The sequence below is a fragment of the Zoogloea sp. JDB1 genome, from assembly GCF_056724025.1.
In genome coordinates this window covers 1,463,299-1,478,401 of the sequence record NZ_CM161496.1, presented here as the reverse complement: position 1 = coordinate 1,478,401, position 15,103 = coordinate 1,463,299, and the positions used below count along the sequence as shown (strand labels likewise).

Below are 15,103 nucleotides of genomic sequence, written 5' to 3'. Positions count from 1 at the left end.
ATGAGCTTCCAACGCTACGACTACGACGTGATCGCCAACTGGATCGAGCCCGGCGAGCGGGTTCTCGACCTGGGCTGCGGCGATGGCAGCCTGCTGCGCCACCTGAGCGAACACCGCCAAGTGCGCGGCTACGGTGTCGAGAACGACCCCGAGCGGCTCCTGGCCTGCGCCCGCAATGGCGTCAATGTGATCCAGATCGATATGGAGCAGGGCCTCGCCGGCTTCGACGACGGCTTCTTCGACCACGTCATCATGAGCCTGTCCCTGCAAGCCATGCGCAACACCCAGGGCATCCTCAAGGAGATGCTACGGGTCGGCCACGAGGCAGTGGTAAGCTTCCCCAACTTCGCCTACTGGCGCCATCGCCAGGCCATCCTCAACGGCCACATGCCGGTTTCCAAGAACCTGCCCTACCAGTGGTACGACACGCCCAACGTGCGCTTCTTCACCATTGCCGACTTCGAGACCCTGTGCGAGCAGGAAGGCATCGCGATCCATGAGCGGCTGGCCTTCGACGAGGACAAGGTGATCGTCGAGGAGCCCAACTTCCTGGCCAGCGTGGCCCTCTACCGCCTCGGCCGCAACGGCTCCACGGGCGGCTGACGGCCCGACGGGGATTGCTCTATCATCGTCGGCGAAGCGAACAATACCCGGAGAGAATCATGAGCACCCCGCAAGCCGGCATCCTGCAGCCGCTGCCGCCCCTCGCCCGCTACCTGTCCTTTTCCCTTGCGCCCGACAGCGACGTGTCCGCCGGCCTCGCAGCCCTGCAGGCCGTCGTGGACGGCGAGCGCACGGTGGCCGGCATCGGCCTCGCGCCGGTCAGCGCCCTCGGCAAAAAGGTCGTCGGCCTAAAGCCCTTCCCGCCGCTCAACGGCCCCGGCGTGGAACTGCCCTCGACGCCCTTCGCGCTGTGGTTGTGGCTGCGCGGCGAGGACTGCGGCGAACTGCTGCACCGGGCCCGCCATATCGAGGAAAGCCTCGCCCCGGTGTTCCAACTGGAAGAATCCTGGGATGCCTTCAAACATGACGGCGGCCGCGACCTCAGCGGCTACGAGGATGGCACGGAGAACCCCACCGACGAAGCCGCAGTCGCTGCCGCGATCGCCGCTGACGGCTCCAGCTTCGTCGCCGTACAGCGCTGGATTCACGATTTCCGCCGCCTCGAGGCGATGCAGCCGGAGGAGCGCGACGACTGCATCGGCCGCCGCCGTTCCGACAACGAGGAACTCGACGACGCCCCTGCGTCCGCCCACGTGAAGCGCACCGCCCAGGAGAGCTTCAGCCCGGAAGCCTTCGTACTGCGCCGCTCCCTGCCGTGGGCAGAAGGCCGCGACGCGGGCCTGATGTTCGTTGCCTTCGGCCACACGCTCGACGCCTTCCAGGCCCAGATGCGCCGCATGGTCGGCCTGGAAGACGGCATCGTGGACGCGCTGTTCCGCTTCACGCGGCCGCTGTCCGGCAGCTACTTCTGGTGCCCGCCGATCTCCGACGGCAAGCTGGATCTGTCCCGCCTGCAAGGCTGAGAGCCGCCAAGCGGCCCGCTCAGTCCCCGCCCAGCGCTTCGAGCCGGGCGGCCTCCTGGCGGGCCCGCCGTTCGGCATCCTCATCCTTCGCTGCGTCAATGACCTGCATGACCTCATCCAGGTCCACATCCCGCGCCGCCTCCTCGAAGCGGCCCGTCAAGGCGCTTTCCGGATGGAGCGCGCCAGTCTCGTAGAGGGACCAGATTTCGGGTCCGTAGCGGGTATCCAGCAACATCGGGGCGAACTGGCCGAAGTAGCTGGCCAGGTTGTCCACGTCCCGCTCCAGCATCCGCCTGGCGTTGTTGTTGGCCGCGGCATCCACCGCCTGAGGCAGATCGATGATCACCGGGCCGTTCGCATCCACCAGCACGTTGTATTCGGAGAGGTCGCCGTGCACGATGCCGACGCACAGCATGCGCACCACCTCGCGGATCAGCGCGGCGTGATAGGCGAGCGCTTCCTCCTCGCTCAGCGCCAGATCGTTGAGGCGCGGCGCCGGCTCGCCGTCCTCGTCAGCCACCAGCTCCATCAGCAGCACACCCTCGTGGAACTGGTAGGGCTCGGGCACCCGCACGCCGGCAGCGGCAAGGCGGCGCAGGGCATCCACCTCGGCGTGCTGCCAGGCAGCCTCCTGCTCCTCACGGCCATAGCGGGAGCGCTTGGCCATCGCGCGGGCCTGCCGGCTGTTCTTCACCTTGCGGCCCTCGGTGTAATCCACGGCGGTATGGAAACCGCGCTTGTTGGCCTCCTTGTACACCTTGGCGCAGCGCACCTCGTCACCGCACTGAACAACATAAACCATTGCCTCCTTGCCGCTCATCAACTGACGCAGCACGCTATCCACCAGACCGTCGGCGACCAGCGGTTCGATTCGGCTCGGCGTCCTCATGCGCGGGCCACCGGGTACAGCTTGGCGCAGGCCGCCAGCTCAGTGGCGATGGAGGATTCGAGGGAGGCATTCTGGCCTGGGATGAAGCGCTGGGATTGCATAGGGAGATCCTGCGGGATGCTGCATGAAAAGGCTACCGACAGCGCCGCCGAATGAACGAACGGCACATGCGGAAAGAAGACGGGACCGGGGCGCAATGAAGAGAAAAGTACAAGCGCCAGATACAGGGTGGGGCTGCGATTATCCCGCATCCAGCCCTATTCGACACGCCCCCGGCCGGCCTTGACGGCACTGCGGCGGGCCTTGCCCTCCAGCCGGCGGGTCACCGAGCCGCGGGTCGGCTTGGTAGCCCGCCGCGCCTTCGGCACCGCAGCGACGCTATCGATCAGCGCCTGCAGGCGACTCAAGGCCTCTGCGCGGTTCTTGTCGAGGCTGCGGTATTCCTGGGCCTTGATGATGACCACCCCATTCTTGCTGATGCGCTGGTCGCCCAGCTTGAGCAGACGCTCCTTGATGGCATCGGGAAGCGATGAGGCCACGATGTCGAAGCGCAGGTGTACCGCCGTCGACACTTTGTTAACGTTCTGTCCGCCAGCTCCCTGGGCGCGGATGGCAGTGAATTCGACTTCGTCGTCGGACACGCAGAAAGAAGGGCGCATCGCCGGCACTGTACCTGATGCGCGGCCCCCAACGCCCTGTCATGGCGCAACGTTGACCATCCACTGAATCCCGAAACGGTCCGTCACCATGCCGAAACAGGGCGACCAAAAGGTCTGGCCGAGGGGCATCTGCACCTGCCCGCCCTCCGCCAGGGCCGTAAAGACGCCCTCTGCAGCAGCCGGATCAGCCGGTGCGATCGACAAAGCGAAGCCCTGGAACGGGGTGCTGCCCTGGCAGCGGCCGTCGGAGGCCATCACCAGCGTGTTGCCGATGCGGAAACTGCAGTGCATCACCTTGTCCTCCGAGCCGGGTGGCAGCATGCCTGGCGGCGGCGGTTCGGGGCTGTCCCGGTTGCGCATCAGCATATCCACCTGAGCACCGAGCGCAGCCTGGTAGAACTGCACCGCCTCCTCGCAGCGGCCGTTGAAAAAAAGATAGGCATTTACGTCCATCGCAGCCTCCTTCCGCCGATCCGGCATGTTGCGGGCGCATTGCCCGATGCAGGTGGTTTAGGCGATGAGCGCACGGGCGTCCACTACAATTTCCCGGCCGCATGTCCCGCTACGCACGGATCGCGGACAACGCGGATATCGCCCCCTTGCACCAGTTGCTATCATTCGCCCCTCATGCGTATCGAACACCTCCGCCAACGCCTCGCCGACCTGGGCGCCAAGCCCGTGCACATCCAGCGCGTACTGCGCGCGTGGACCCACGCCCTGCCGCTGGACGCCGGCCCCACGCGGCGCGGCCCGATGCTGCCGCAGGCCATCGTGGACGCCTTGCCGGCGCTCACCGAAGAGCTCGCCGGACTGGCCCAAGTGCGTTCCGAACATCCCGGCGAAGATGGCTCGGCGCGCCTGCTGGTGCAGCTCGCCGACAAGCAGACGGTGGAAAGCGTGCTGTTGCCGCGGGACGGCCTGTGCGTGTCCAGCCAAGTCGGTTGCGCGGTGGGCTGCCGCTTCTGCATGACCGGCCGCGACGGCCTGCTGCGCCAGGTGGGCAGCGCCGAGATCGTTGCGCAGGTGGTGCTGGCCCGCGCCCGCCGCCATGTGAAGAAGGTGGTCTTCATGGGCATGGGGGAACCAGCCCACAATCTGGATAACGTGCTCGAAGCGATCCAGCTCCTCGGCACCGAGGGCGGCATCGGCCACAAGAACCTGGTGTTCTCGACGGTCGGCGATCCGCGGGTCTTCGAGCGCCTGCCGGAAGGCCCGGTGAAACCGGCACTGGCCCTGTCCCTGCACACCACCCGTGCCGACCTGCGCGCCGAGCTGCTGCCCAAGGCGCCACAGCTAACGCCGGACGAGATCGTCGAACTCGGCGAAGCCTACGCCCGCGCCACCGGCTACCCGATCCAGTACCAATGGACGCTGATCGACGGGCTCAACGACACGCCGGAAGAACTCGACGGCATCGTGCGCCTGTTGGCCGGCAAGTACGCGATCATGAACATGATCCCCTACAACGCGGTGCCCGACCTGCCCTACCGCCGTCCAGCCTGGGACAAGGCCGCCGACATCGCGCGCCAGCTGCACCGCCGCGGCATTCTCACCAAGCTGCGCAACTCCGCCGGCCAGGACGTGGACGGGGGCTGCGGGCAACTGCGCGCCCGCCTCATCGCCGGTGAAACGCCGGTACGCATGGTGCGCAAACCGGCGGCCTGATACCGCCTCCGCAACACCTTTCTCCACCCCTGCCCCAACCACCGTCTCCCGCGCCCCCACGCGGAAAACGGTGGCTTCGTTGCGCCCTCTCCCCAGGCCGGCGCGCGCCCTGCGCTGTACCAATCGGATCCATCGGACTTGCAAATGAGAATAAACATCATTTACAATTTTCACAGATTTACTGATATTTACCCTGCTTAACACCCGGGCTTTCAGCCAGCCAGTGCCGTCAGACGACGCGACCAGCCAGCCACGCCGGATCACATCCCAGGTCCCGAAGGAACCGACATGGCATTGCAACGACGCCCGCTGGCACTGGCAATTTCTCTCCTGTGCAGCTCCGGCACATGGGCCCAGCAATCTACCGAAACCGATGGCGGACCGACCTTGTCCGCGGTCAAGGTCAGCGGCGGCCGCGAGCTGCCACCGACCTACAATCCGCCCACCGCCACCAGCGCCACCAAGATCGACGCGCCGCTGCGCGACATCCCGCAGACGGTCAACGTGGTGCCCCAGAGCCTGCTGCGCGACCAGGCCGTGCACTCGCTGCAGGACGTGCTGAAGTCGGTGCCCGGCGTCGGCCTGTCCACCGGCGATGGCCAGCGCGACCAGGTGACGATCCGCGGCTTCTCGGCGATCGCCGACCAGTTCATCGACGGCCTGCGCGACGACGCGATGTACTTCCGCGACCTGTCCAACATCGAGCAGGTGGAAGTCGTCAAAGGCCCCGCCTCGGTGCTGTACGGCCGCGGCTCATCCGGCGGCCTGATCAACCGCATCACCAAGAAACCCGGCATCGACCGCAGCGAAGTCAGCCTGCAGGTCGGCAGCTGGAACCAGCGCCGCGGCGAGGTGGACCTGGCCCGCAAGTTCGACGACAGCGGCGTGGCCTTCCGCGTCACCGGCGCCATCGAGCGTGGCGACAGCTACCGCGACATGCAATTCCTGGAGCGCGAAGCCTTCGCGCCGTCCCTGTCCTTCCAGCTTGGCAGCCAGACCAAGCTGCTGATCCAGGCCGAATACCTGTCCGACCGCCGCCTGACCGACTTCGGCGTTCCGGCCTACCAGGGCCGGCCAGTGAATGTGCCTGCCAGCACCTATTACGGCGCCGCCAACGCCCGTGATGCGGACTACACGCAGACCCGCGTGTCGGCCATCGGCTTCACGCTGGATCACCGCTTCGACGAGGCCTGGTCGGTGCGCAACGCCTTCCGGTATTACGACTACACACTGGACCGCAATAACACCCTGGTCGGCTCCGTCAATGAGAAGGCCCTGACCGCCTCCCTCAACCGCAGCAACGTGCGGCGCCAGGAAGACGGCTACTTCAACCAGACCGAGCTGGTCCAGAAGACCACGCTGGCCGGCATGCCCCACCAGCTGCTGTATGGCGTCGAGGTCAGCCAGCAGACCAAGGACCAGCTGTTCCGCACCCAGAACAATATCGCCACCGTGTCGCTGTTCAACCCGCTGCTGCCGGTGCTGCCCTTCAACGTGACCACCGCGCCGTCCACCAACAACGTCGGCATCATGTCGGTGAGCAGCGCCTACATCCAGGATCTGGCCACCCTGTCCCAGCACTGGAAGGCCCTCGCCGGCCTGCGCTATGACCGCTTCCAGCAGACGACCCGCGAACGCCGGGCCGGCCAGTCCAACCTCGAGCGCACCGACAGCGCGCTGAGCCCACGGGCCGGCCTGGTCTATCAGCCGACCGGGGACCGGTCCTACTACGCGTCCTGGAGCAAGTCCTTCCAGCCGTCCGGCGAGAGCCTTCCGCTGGCCGCCAACAACGCCAGCATCGCCCCGGAAGAAACCACCAACCAGGAGATCGGTGCCAAATTCGACTTCTTCAACGGCCTCGCGTCCGCAACCGCCTCGGCCTTCCGCCTCGAACGCACCAACATCAAGACCACCGATCCGGCCACGAATGTCCTCATGCCCCTCGGTGTGCAGCGCACCAACGGCATCGAGCTGAGCTTCTCCGGCGATCTGCCCCACGGCTGGCAGGTCTGGTCCGGCTACGCCTGGCTGGATGCGCGCATGGTGTCGTCGATCGCCATGGACGCCGGCCAGGCGGTGCAGGGCAAGCGCCCGACGCTGACGCCGGAACACAGCGCCAACCTGTGGCTGACCAAGGCCCTCGGCGGCGGCTTCGGCGGCGGCGCTGGCCTGAACTACGTCGGCGACCGCTTCGCCAACCCGGGCAACACCGTTACGCTGCCGTCCTACACCACTGTCGACGCGATGGCCTATTACCGCAGCAAGGGCCTCGACCTGCAGCTCAACCTGACGAACCTGTTCGACCGCAAGTACACCGTCGCCGGCCACGGCAGCAACGCCAACCTGAACCTGCCGGGCGCCCCGCGCGCCGTGCAGCTGACCGCCCGCTACGCCTTCTGAGGACTGCCCGATGCCTTCCAGCGACACCGCCATCCTCGACGGCAAGCCTTCTGCCGCCATGCTGCACGCCGCCGGCGCCCGCCCGCGGCGACGCAGCCGGCGTGCGGTGGTCCTCGGCTGGCTGCGCAAGATCCATCTGTACGTGGGGCTGTGGGGCGCCGCGCTAGGGCTGATGTTCGGTGCCACCGGCATCCTGCTCAACCACCGGGCGGTGCTCAAGATCCCGGTGGAGAAGACCGTGCAAACGACGGTCCAGCTGCAACTGCCACGGGCTTTCGCCAACCCGGACGAGCTTGCCGGCTGGCTGCGCGATGAGCTTGGATTTGCTGCGGGACAGGTCACGCAGGTGAAAACCCAGCCGGCCCGTGCGGTAATCTGGGGCGACCGGGACGTGACCCAGCCGGAGCGCTGGACCGTCGGCCTGCAGACGCCGGCCCGCGGCGTGACCGCCGAGTATTTCGTCGGCAACCGCTTCGTGAAGCTGGATCAAGTGGACGCCACGCCGATCGGCACCCTCACCCGACTGCACATGGCAGTCGGCGCCAGCGCCTTCTGGGTGCTGCTGTCCGACACCATCGCCGGCAGCCTGATCCTGCTGTCGATCACCGGCCTGCTGCTGTGGACGCAGTTCCACCCGCTACGCACCACCGCCGTACTCACCAGCCTCGGCGCCCTTGGCGCCGCCTGCTGGTTCATGTGGTCGGTGTAAGGCTCACTCCTCCAGCAGCAGCTTCTTGAGGCTCTCCGGCACGTTGGTCAGCACCAGCGTGTTGCTGGCCTTGTCGTACTGCACGGCACCGGAGCGCAGGCCGCTGCGCTCGAACTCCAGCTTCCAGTCCTCCGCGCTGGCCCGGAAGCGGATCAGGGGCTTCAGGGCGCGCTTGTCCGGCACGAAGCCGCTGGCCAGGTCGAGGGCTTCGTCCTGCAGCGTTTCGCTGAGCTTCTGCGGCGCGTCGGGGAAGATCTGGCTCGCCACCGACTGCAGGTCGAGGGCCGCGCCGCTCTCGCCCATCTCCTCCAGCACCAGGTGGGCGCGTTCGAGCAGTTCGTCGCGCTCCCGGGTTTCGAGCTGCTGGGTGTCGGCGAAATGGCTCAGGGTCTCGACCAGCTTCTTGGTCTCCTTGAGGGCGATCACCACGTCGGTGCAGCCGAGGAAGCGCTTGAACCAGCCGGCCAGGTCGCCGCGCCCCTTCAGGAAGGCAATGTAGCGCTCGGCACCGTTCTGCCAGGCGCTGATGTCGATGCGCCCGGCCACCTGCAGCGCACCGAAATCCAGGTGCGGACTGTCGTGGATGCTCAGGCCGTCGCCGATCACCGTGCCGAGGGTCTCCTGCAGCAGGGCCACATACAGGCAGTCGGCGCCGAAGATGGTGGCGCGGGCGATCAGCACATAGCCGCCGTCATCCATCTTGTCCTCGTCGAGGCGCTGCTGCAGGTGGGTCACCATCTCGCGGGACAGGGTCGCGAAATCCATGCTGCCGTCCACCGCGTGCTCGCGCACCAGACGCGGCATCGGGAAAGCCCGCTCGTCCTTCTCGAACCAGCCATAGCCCTTGCCCGGCCGCTCGGCGAAATGCCGGCACAGGCGCTCCATCAGGCGCGCGGCGGGTTCGTCGACGGGATTGGAGGCCGGCCGCAACTCGACCGTGGACGCGCCTTCGGCGGCACGGATCAGGCGGTGGATGACGAGGTCGGCAATCGCCTGGGTGGACTCGGACATGGAAGGCTCCGGAAACAGGGGGAGCGAATTCTCTCATGCCGGGCAGCGGATGACGGACCCCGTGGACGCGAATTCACCCGCCCTTCGGCGGACCGCGGGGGGAGATGACTCCCCCACAGGACATCCTTCATCCCGCAGAGGACATCCCCTGCCGGGAATCCGTCAGAAACGCATCCTGCGGCGGTTGCCCGGCAGCTGGCGCAGTTGCTCCCGGCGCTGCTGGCCGGCGGACAGCGGCTTCGCCGGCGCCGTGCCGTTCTGTGCCGCCAGCTCAGGCGGGATGTTGGCGCCCACCCCGCGCGGACAGAAGCCGGTGGTGGCGCAGGTGCAATTGACGCAGGGCTTCTTACCGGACACGGTACTCATGACGATTTTTCCTGCTTAGCCGAACAGCACAAGCCCCCACACTGCCAGCACATTTACCAGCGCCACGAAGACCGCCGCGCTGCCGATGTCCTTGGCGCGCTTGGCCAGGTGGTGATGTTCGAGGGAGATGCGATCCACGGTGGCTTCGAGGCCGGAATTGATCAGCTCGACGATGATCACCAACAGCACGCTGGCGATCATCAGCGCCTTGCCGATGCTGCTGGCGGGCAGGAACAAGGCCAGCGGGATCAGGACGATGGCCAGCCAGACTTCCTGGCGGAAGGCGTCCTCGTTACGGTAGGCGGCGCCGAGCCCGGCCATCGAGTAGTGGAAGGCGTTCCACACGCGGGTCAGGCCGGTCTTGCCTTTGAAGGGGCTTTCTTCCATGGCGGGCAAAATATCGAAGCCTAGCGGGCGCCGGTGACAGGCAGGTTATCGAGGCCGGCAAGGAAAGCGCGGACCGCGGCGGCGAAGGCTTCCGGCTCCTCGAAAGGCGCCATGTGGCCGGCGTCCAGCTCCCGGTAGGTGGCCAGCGGCAGGCGTTCGGCCATGCGGCGCACCACCTGCGGCGTGGATACGGTGTCGTGCGTGCCAGCCAGCACCAGCGCCGGCATGCCCAGTGTGGACAAGGCCGCCCGCTGGTCGAAACGCACCAGCGCATGCATCGCGGCCCGGTAGCTGTCAGGCGGAATCCGCGCCATCAAGTCCACGGCGTCATGCACGACCTCGGCTTCGCTGCCCGGGCCGACCATCGTCGGAATCAACTCGATGGCCAGTTCGCGCATGCTGACCCCATCGTCCAGGGGCCCCAGGCGACGATCGATGAAGGCCTTCTGCAGCGCCCCCGAAGCGGCGCCGAAGGCCGGTGTGCAGCAGGCCAGCACCAGGCCCGCAACCCGCTCCGGAAAACGCACCGCCGTCTGCAGCGCAATCATGCCGCCCATGCTGTGGCCGACCAGCACCGCGCTGTCGAGGCCGGCCTCGTCGAGCAGGTCCACCACCGCACCGGCCAGGGTGTCGAAGCTGACCAGTTCCAGCGGTGCGCTGGCGCCGTAGCCGGGCATGTCCCAGGCCAGGCCGCGCCAGCCCGGCGGCGTCATCTGCGGCAGGATGTCGAGCGCGCCGGCCGCGCCGCCGCTGACCCCGTGCAGGAAAAGCAGCCCGCTGGGCCCGCTGCCGGTCTCGATCCAGCGCAGCGCGTCCATGCTTCAGGCCAGACGGCGGTAGGCACCGCCCTGGAAGACCAGCGGCGTCTTGTCGAGCTGACGGTCAAAGCGCTCCACCTCGCCGATGAACACCACATGGTCGCCGCCCTCGTGGCGGGCGAACTGGCGGCATTCGAACCAAGCCACACAGCCCGGCAGCAGCGGCACGCCGTCCAACCCCTCGGTGAAGGGGAGGCCGGCGAACTTGTCGTCGTTGCGGCTGGCGAAGCGCTGGGAGATGTCCTGCTGATCATCGGCAAGGATGTTGATCGCGTACACTGCGGCGTTTTCGAAGATCGGCACGCTCGGCAGGTGTTTGGACAGGCTCCACACCACCAGCGGCGGCGTCAGGGACACCGAATTGAAGGAGCTGACGGTGAGTCCGATCGGCTCGCCACTCGGAGCACGGGCGGTAATTACCGTCACGCCGGTGGGAAACATGCCCAGCGTGTCGCGAAAGGCGCGTACCGCCGGATCATTCTTGGGAGAGGTCATATGAAATCGGGTAATCCGCGCGCCATCACGGCGGTCAGCAATCCAGTTGGGGGGGCTGAAATTATCGCCGCCCGGCGGGCCAGCGTCGAGAGCTTACGAAATTGAGTACGTTTGCGGAAACCCTGATCGCCTGGCAGCGCCAGCACGGCCGCCACGACCTGCCCTGGCAGACCGACGATGCCTACCGGGTATGGCTGTCGGAAATCATGCTGCAGCAGACTCAGGTCGAAACCGTCATCCCCTACTATGCGCGCTTCCTGGAACGCTTCCCGGATCTGCCCAGCCTCGCCGGGGCGCCGGTGGAAGATGTGCTGACCCTGTGGAGCGGCCTCGGCTACTACGCCCGCGCGCGCAACCTGCACAAGTGCGCCCAGGTCCTGATGGCCCGCCACGGCGGCGTCTTTCCGGCCGATCCGGCGCAGCTCGCCGAGCTGCCGGGCATCGGGCGCTCGACGGCAGCGGCGATCAGCGCCTTTGCCTACGGCACGCGGGCGGCGATCCTCGACGGCAACGTGAAGCGCGTGCTGACCCGCGTCTTCGGCATCGACGGCTTCCCCGGCGCCAAGCCCGTGGAGAACCGCCTGTGGGAACTGGCGGAAAGCCTGCTGCCGGAACGGGACGTGGGCGTCTATACCCAGGCCCAGATGGACCTCGGCGCCACAATCTGCACCCGCGGCCGGCCCGCCTGCGCCCGCTGTCCGCTGGCCGAACGCTGCGTGGCGCTGCGCGACGGCCGCGTCGCCGACCTGCCGACCCCGCGCCCGCGCAAGGAAAGCCCCCAGCGCAGCGGCCGCTTCGCCGCCATCCTCGCCAATGGTGCCGTATTGCTGGAACGCCGCCCACCGAGCGGCATCTGGGGCGGTCTGCTGAGCCTGCCGGAACTGCCCGAAGGCGCCGACAGCGCCGACTGGGTGGCCCACCACTACGGCCTGGACGTCCGCCAGCGCACGCCGCTGACGCCCTTCCGCCACGTGTTCACGCATTTCACGTTGACGCTGCAGCCCGAAGCCCTCGAAGTCACACCGCCCACCCCCACAGTCGCCGAAGACGGCCGCCTGTGGCAGCCCCTCGACCGCCTCGCCGACGCCGCCCTGCCGACACCGATTCGCAAGCTGCTCGAACAACTGGTGCAGGACGACCTGTTCGGCAAACCATGACCACGGCGGGGCTGCAGCCGCCGCCCACGCGGCTCAATCGCGGCTGTCGATCAGCTGATGCTGCTGCAGGTAGGCGTGGATGATCTCCAGCCGGGACAGCGGGTCCTGCAGTTCGAGCAGGCGCTGGCGGGCCTTCACCGGGATCGGCAGGATCTCCGCGAGACGGTAGCCAACCCAGCTGGCGTCGTCGAAACGGTGGGGGGACGGAAACATCTCGTCGCCGGCGTCGGCCACGATGGCGCGCAGCAACGGTAGCAGGCCATGCAGTTCGTCCGGGACCGACTCCACCGGCGGTTCGAGGATCACCTCTACACGGGCCGTCTGCAGGCGGTCGGAATGAATGTCCCGGGACACGATGCGGAAGCGTTCTCCCCCCCGGCAGCTGATAAACAACAGGCCGGGCTGGGACATGTCCCAATCGGTGATGCGCGCCACCGTACCGGTTTCGTAGGGCACAGCCGGATTGCCGACCTCGCCGCCCTCTTGAATCAGGCACACGCCAAAGGGGGCATTGGCCCGCATGCAGCGCGCCGCCATGTCCAGGTAGCGGACCTCGAACAGCTTGAGGGACAGCACGCCGTCGGGGAACAGCACCGTATGCAGCGGGAAGAGGGGGATCTCGACGGTGTCATACATGGTGTCACTCCTGTCAACCGGCGCGGCCTCCCTGCCGGCGCGAGTTCATACGCCCCCGGAGCGGCCCGCCCCGGGGGCGGGTGGATCCGCCCCTAATCATCACACTCTCCCCAGCGCGGCATCAGCTCGTGGGGTACGGCCAACTGGTCGAGCACCCGGGCGACGACGAAATCCACCAGATCCCCGACCGTCTGCGGCCGGTGATAGAAGCCCGGATTGGCCGGCAGGATCACCACGCCCATGCGGGCCAGGCGCAGCATGTTCTCCAGGTGCAGCGGCGAAAACGGCGTCTCCCGCGGCACCAGGATCAGTTTGCGCCCTTCCTTGATCGCCACGTCAGCAGCCCGCTCGATGAGGTTACCGGCCAGGCCGGCGGCGATTGACGCCAGCGAGCCCATCGAACACGGACAGACGACCATCGCGTCCGGCGGGTTGGAACCAGAAGCCGGCGGCGCGAACCATTCCTCCCGGCCGAACGCCCGCAACTGCCCGGCTGCCGCACCGAAGCGCTCGCTCAGAAGGGCTTCCACCTCCGTCGGCCGGGACGGCAGGGCAAGATCCATCTCCTGCTTCGCGACGATCTGCGCCACTTGCGAATACAGCAACCACACCCGGCAGCCCGCGGCCAGCAAGCATTCCACCAGGCGCAGCCCGTAGGGCATGCCGGACGCCCCGGTGAGGGCGATGGCGATGGTCTTGGGCGAAGGCGCGGACGAGGTCAAGGCGGAATCCTGGCAGGCAACGGTTAAGACGACAGACGGCAAGACGCGGTCAAGGTTCCGGCCAGCGCGGCGGGGCGCGTGAATCTGCCGCTACTGGCCATGTTTATGCACAGCACCGATCCCCTCGTGGGCAATGCCGTGGGGCTCGGCCGCATAGTGCCCCCGGAGCAGGCGCTCATGCACGTGGATGTCGTGGTGGACCATCTGCTTCACCAGCGAACCGAGCACCATCCCCAACGCACTGGCCACCAGCCCCGCCAGCTGCGCGGGCACGAAGGGATCATCACCGCCAGCCAGGAGCACCGCCAGCCACACGCCGATACCGCAGAAGATGGACGCCAGCGCCCCCTGATTGGTCGCCCGTCGCCAGTACAGGCCACACAGCAGCGGCACGAAGGCCGACACCAGCGTTATCTGGTAGGCGTTCTCGACCATCTTGAAGATGCTGGCCTTGGAGTACATCGCATAGAAGGTCACCAGCACGGTGAAGCTGAAAGTCACCACACGCATCCAGAACAGCAGCTTGCGGTCGGTGAGATGCGGCAGCGCCGGCTTGAGGATGTTCTCGGTGAAGGTCACCGACGGCGCCAGCAGGGTGGCCGACGCGCAGCTCTTGATCGCCGACAGCAGCGCACCGAAGAACATGATCTGGGCCACCAGCGGGGCCTTGCTCAGTACCAGCTCGGGCAGAATCATCTGGGAATCGGACGAAATCAGGCGCGCCACCATGTCGGGCGAGATCAGCGTCGCCGAGTAGGCCAGGAACATCGGCACAAAGGCGAACACGAAATACAGGCTGCCGCCAAGCACCGACCCCCACACTGCGATCTTCTCGGACTTGGCCGACTGCACGCGCTGGAACACGTCCTGCTGCGGGATCGAGCCGAACATCATGGTCACCGCGGCGGCAAAGAAGGCGATCATTTCTTTCGGGTCAGCCGGGGGCAGGAAGGCGAACTTGCCTTCGCCCAGGGCGTGATTGACGACCGCCCCGACGCCCCCGGCCATGCTGCTGACCTCGCCACCGATCCACAGCATGCCGATGACGATGATGATCATCTGCAGGAAATCGGTGATCGCCACCGCCCACATGCCACCGAACAGTGTATAGATGAGGATCGTGCCGGAACCAATCCACATGCCGGCCAGGCGGCTCACCTCCCCGCCCGACACCACGTTGAAAACCAGCCCGAGGGCGGTGATCTGGGCGCCCACCCAGCCGAGGTAGGAGATCACGATGGCCAGCGTGGTCAGCACCTCCGCGGTCCGCCCGTAGCGCCGCTTGTAGAAATCGCCGATGGTCAGCAGATTCATGCGGTACAGCGGTGCCGCGAAGAATAGCCCGACCAGGATCAGGCACAGGGATGAGCCGAAGGGATCGGCGACCACGCCATGCAGGCCTTCATTGAGAAAGGTCGCCGGAATGCCGAGCACCGTCTCCGAGCCGAACCAGGTGGCGAACACCGTGGCGGTGACCATGTAGAAGGGCAGATGACGGCCCGCGACGGCGAAGTCCTTGGTGTTGTGGACCCGCGTGGCAGCGATGAGGCCGATGGCCACAGAGATCAGCCAGTAGGCGATGACGAACCAGAACAGCATCGGGAAAAATGGAAAAAGCGTTGGCGAATCCGCGGATTATAGGGACGAGCGGGGTCCGCGGGGG

At 66.9% G+C, this 15,103-nt stretch carries 17 protein-coding genes; 6 read left to right on the top strand and 11 right to left on the bottom strand.

The window, feature by feature from the left end; all coding sequences use genetic code 11:
- Complete coding sequence (metW, locus tag AC1PPK_RS06510) at positions 1-603, top strand: methionine biosynthesis protein MetW (protein WP_481117028.1); 603 nt, start codon at positions 1-3, stop codon at positions 601-603.
- A 59-nt stretch (positions 604-662) separates the two neighbouring features.
- Positions 663-1,526, top strand: coding sequence for a Dyp-type peroxidase (locus AC1PPK_RS06505; RefSeq protein WP_481117027.1), 864 nt, complete (start codon positions 663-665; stop codon positions 1,524-1,526).
- Positions 1,527-1,545: 19 nt separating this feature from the next.
- Here AC1PPK_RS06505 and AC1PPK_RS06500 read toward each other — a convergent pair whose 3' ends face one another.
- The 3 genes from AC1PPK_RS06500 to AC1PPK_RS06490 all read right to left on the bottom strand — a co-directional run bounded on the left by AC1PPK_RS06500 (position 1,546) and on the right by AC1PPK_RS06490 (position 3,527).
- Positions 1,546-2,415: a PA4780 family RIO1-like protein kinase gene (locus tag AC1PPK_RS06500; protein WP_481117026.1), complete on the bottom strand. Its 870-nt coding sequence runs from the start codon at positions 2,413-2,415 to the stop codon at positions 1,546-1,548.
- A 257-nt stretch (positions 2,416-2,672) separates the two neighbouring features.
- On the bottom strand, positions 2,673-3,074 hold the full coding sequence (gene arfB / locus AC1PPK_RS06495) for an alternative ribosome rescue aminoacyl-tRNA hydrolase ArfB (RefSeq protein WP_481117025.1): 402 nt from the start codon (positions 3,072-3,074) through the stop codon (positions 2,673-2,675).
- Between the two features lie 39 nt (positions 3,075-3,113).
- The gene (locus AC1PPK_RS06490; protein ID WP_481117024.1) at positions 3,114-3,527 is read right to left on the bottom strand and encodes a VOC family protein; all 414 of its coding nucleotides are present in this window, start codon (positions 3,525-3,527) and stop codon (positions 3,114-3,116) included.
- Between the two features lie 174 nt (positions 3,528-3,701).
- Here AC1PPK_RS06490 and AC1PPK_RS06485 point away from each other — a divergent pair, with 174 nt between their 5' ends.
- From AC1PPK_RS06485 to AC1PPK_RS06475, 3 genes are all read left to right on the top strand, one after another.
- Positions 3,702-4,739, top strand: a complete 1,038-nt coding sequence (locus tag AC1PPK_RS06485) for an RNA methyltransferase (protein WP_481117023.1) — start codon at positions 3,702-3,704, stop codon at positions 4,737-4,739.
- Between the two features lie 288 nt (positions 4,740-5,027).
- Entirely contained in the window at positions 5,028-7,139 is a 2,112-nt protein-coding gene (locus AC1PPK_RS06480) for a TonB-dependent receptor (RefSeq protein WP_481117022.1), read from the top strand.
- A 10-nt stretch (positions 7,140-7,149) separates the two neighbouring features.
- Positions 7,150-7,848: a PepSY-associated TM helix domain-containing protein gene (locus AC1PPK_RS06475; protein ID WP_481117021.1), complete on the top strand. Its 699-nt coding sequence runs from the start codon at positions 7,150-7,152 to the stop codon at positions 7,846-7,848.
- Positions 7,849-7,851: 3 nt separating this feature from the next.
- Here the strand turns inward: AC1PPK_RS06475 and AC1PPK_RS06470 are convergent, their stop codons facing one another.
- From AC1PPK_RS06470 to AC1PPK_RS06450, 5 genes are all read right to left on the bottom strand, one after another.
- On the bottom strand, positions 7,852-8,859 hold the full coding sequence (locus AC1PPK_RS06470) for a nucleoid-associated protein (protein WP_481117020.1): 1,008 nt from the start codon (positions 8,857-8,859) through the stop codon (positions 7,852-7,854).
- A 162-nt stretch (positions 8,860-9,021) separates the two neighbouring features.
- Positions 9,022-9,225, bottom strand: coding sequence for a hypothetical protein (locus AC1PPK_RS06465; RefSeq protein ID WP_481117019.1), 204 nt, complete (start codon positions 9,223-9,225; stop codon positions 9,022-9,024).
- Between the two features lie 15 nt (positions 9,226-9,240).
- On the bottom strand, positions 9,241-9,612 hold the full coding sequence (locus AC1PPK_RS06460) for a diacylglycerol kinase (RefSeq protein WP_481117018.1): 372 nt from the start codon (positions 9,610-9,612) through the stop codon (positions 9,241-9,243).
- Positions 9,613-9,632: 20 nt separating this feature from the next.
- A complete protein-coding gene (locus AC1PPK_RS06455; protein ID WP_481117017.1) occupies positions 9,633-10,430 on the bottom strand; it encodes an alpha/beta fold hydrolase in 798 nt (265 codons plus the stop codon).
- A 3-nt stretch (positions 10,431-10,433) separates the two neighbouring features.
- Positions 10,434-10,925 (bottom strand): flavin reductase family protein, encoded by a 492-nt coding sequence (locus tag AC1PPK_RS06450; protein WP_481117016.1) that lies wholly within the window; start codon positions 10,923-10,925, stop codon positions 10,434-10,436.
- A 101-nt stretch (positions 10,926-11,026) separates the two neighbouring features.
- Between AC1PPK_RS06450 and mutY the strand changes: the two genes are divergently transcribed.
- Positions 11,027-12,082 carry an A/G-specific adenine glycosylase gene (gene mutY, locus AC1PPK_RS06445; RefSeq protein ID WP_481117015.1) on the top strand — a complete coding sequence of 352 codons (1,056 nt, stop codon included), beginning with the start codon at positions 11,027-11,029 and terminating at the stop codon, positions 12,080-12,082.
- 33 nt (positions 12,083-12,115) lie between these two features.
- Here mutY and AC1PPK_RS06440 read toward each other — a convergent pair whose 3' ends face one another.
- The 3 genes from AC1PPK_RS06440 to AC1PPK_RS06430 form a co-directional block, all read right to left on the bottom strand.
- Entirely contained in the window at positions 12,116-12,718 is a 603-nt protein-coding gene (locus AC1PPK_RS06440; protein ID WP_481117014.1) for an LON peptidase substrate-binding domain-containing protein, read from the bottom strand.
- 92 nt (positions 12,719-12,810) lie between these two features.
- The gene (locus tag AC1PPK_RS06435; RefSeq protein WP_481117013.1) at positions 12,811-13,440 is read right to left on the bottom strand and encodes a flavin prenyltransferase UbiX; all 630 of its coding nucleotides are present in this window, start codon (positions 13,438-13,440) and stop codon (positions 12,811-12,813) included.
- A 90-nt stretch (positions 13,441-13,530) separates the two neighbouring features.
- Complete coding sequence (locus tag AC1PPK_RS06430) at positions 13,531-15,039, bottom strand: high affinity choline transporter 1 (RefSeq protein WP_481117012.1); 1,509 nt, start codon at positions 15,037-15,039, stop codon at positions 13,531-13,533.
- Positions 15,040-15,103 lie beyond the last annotated feature (64 nt).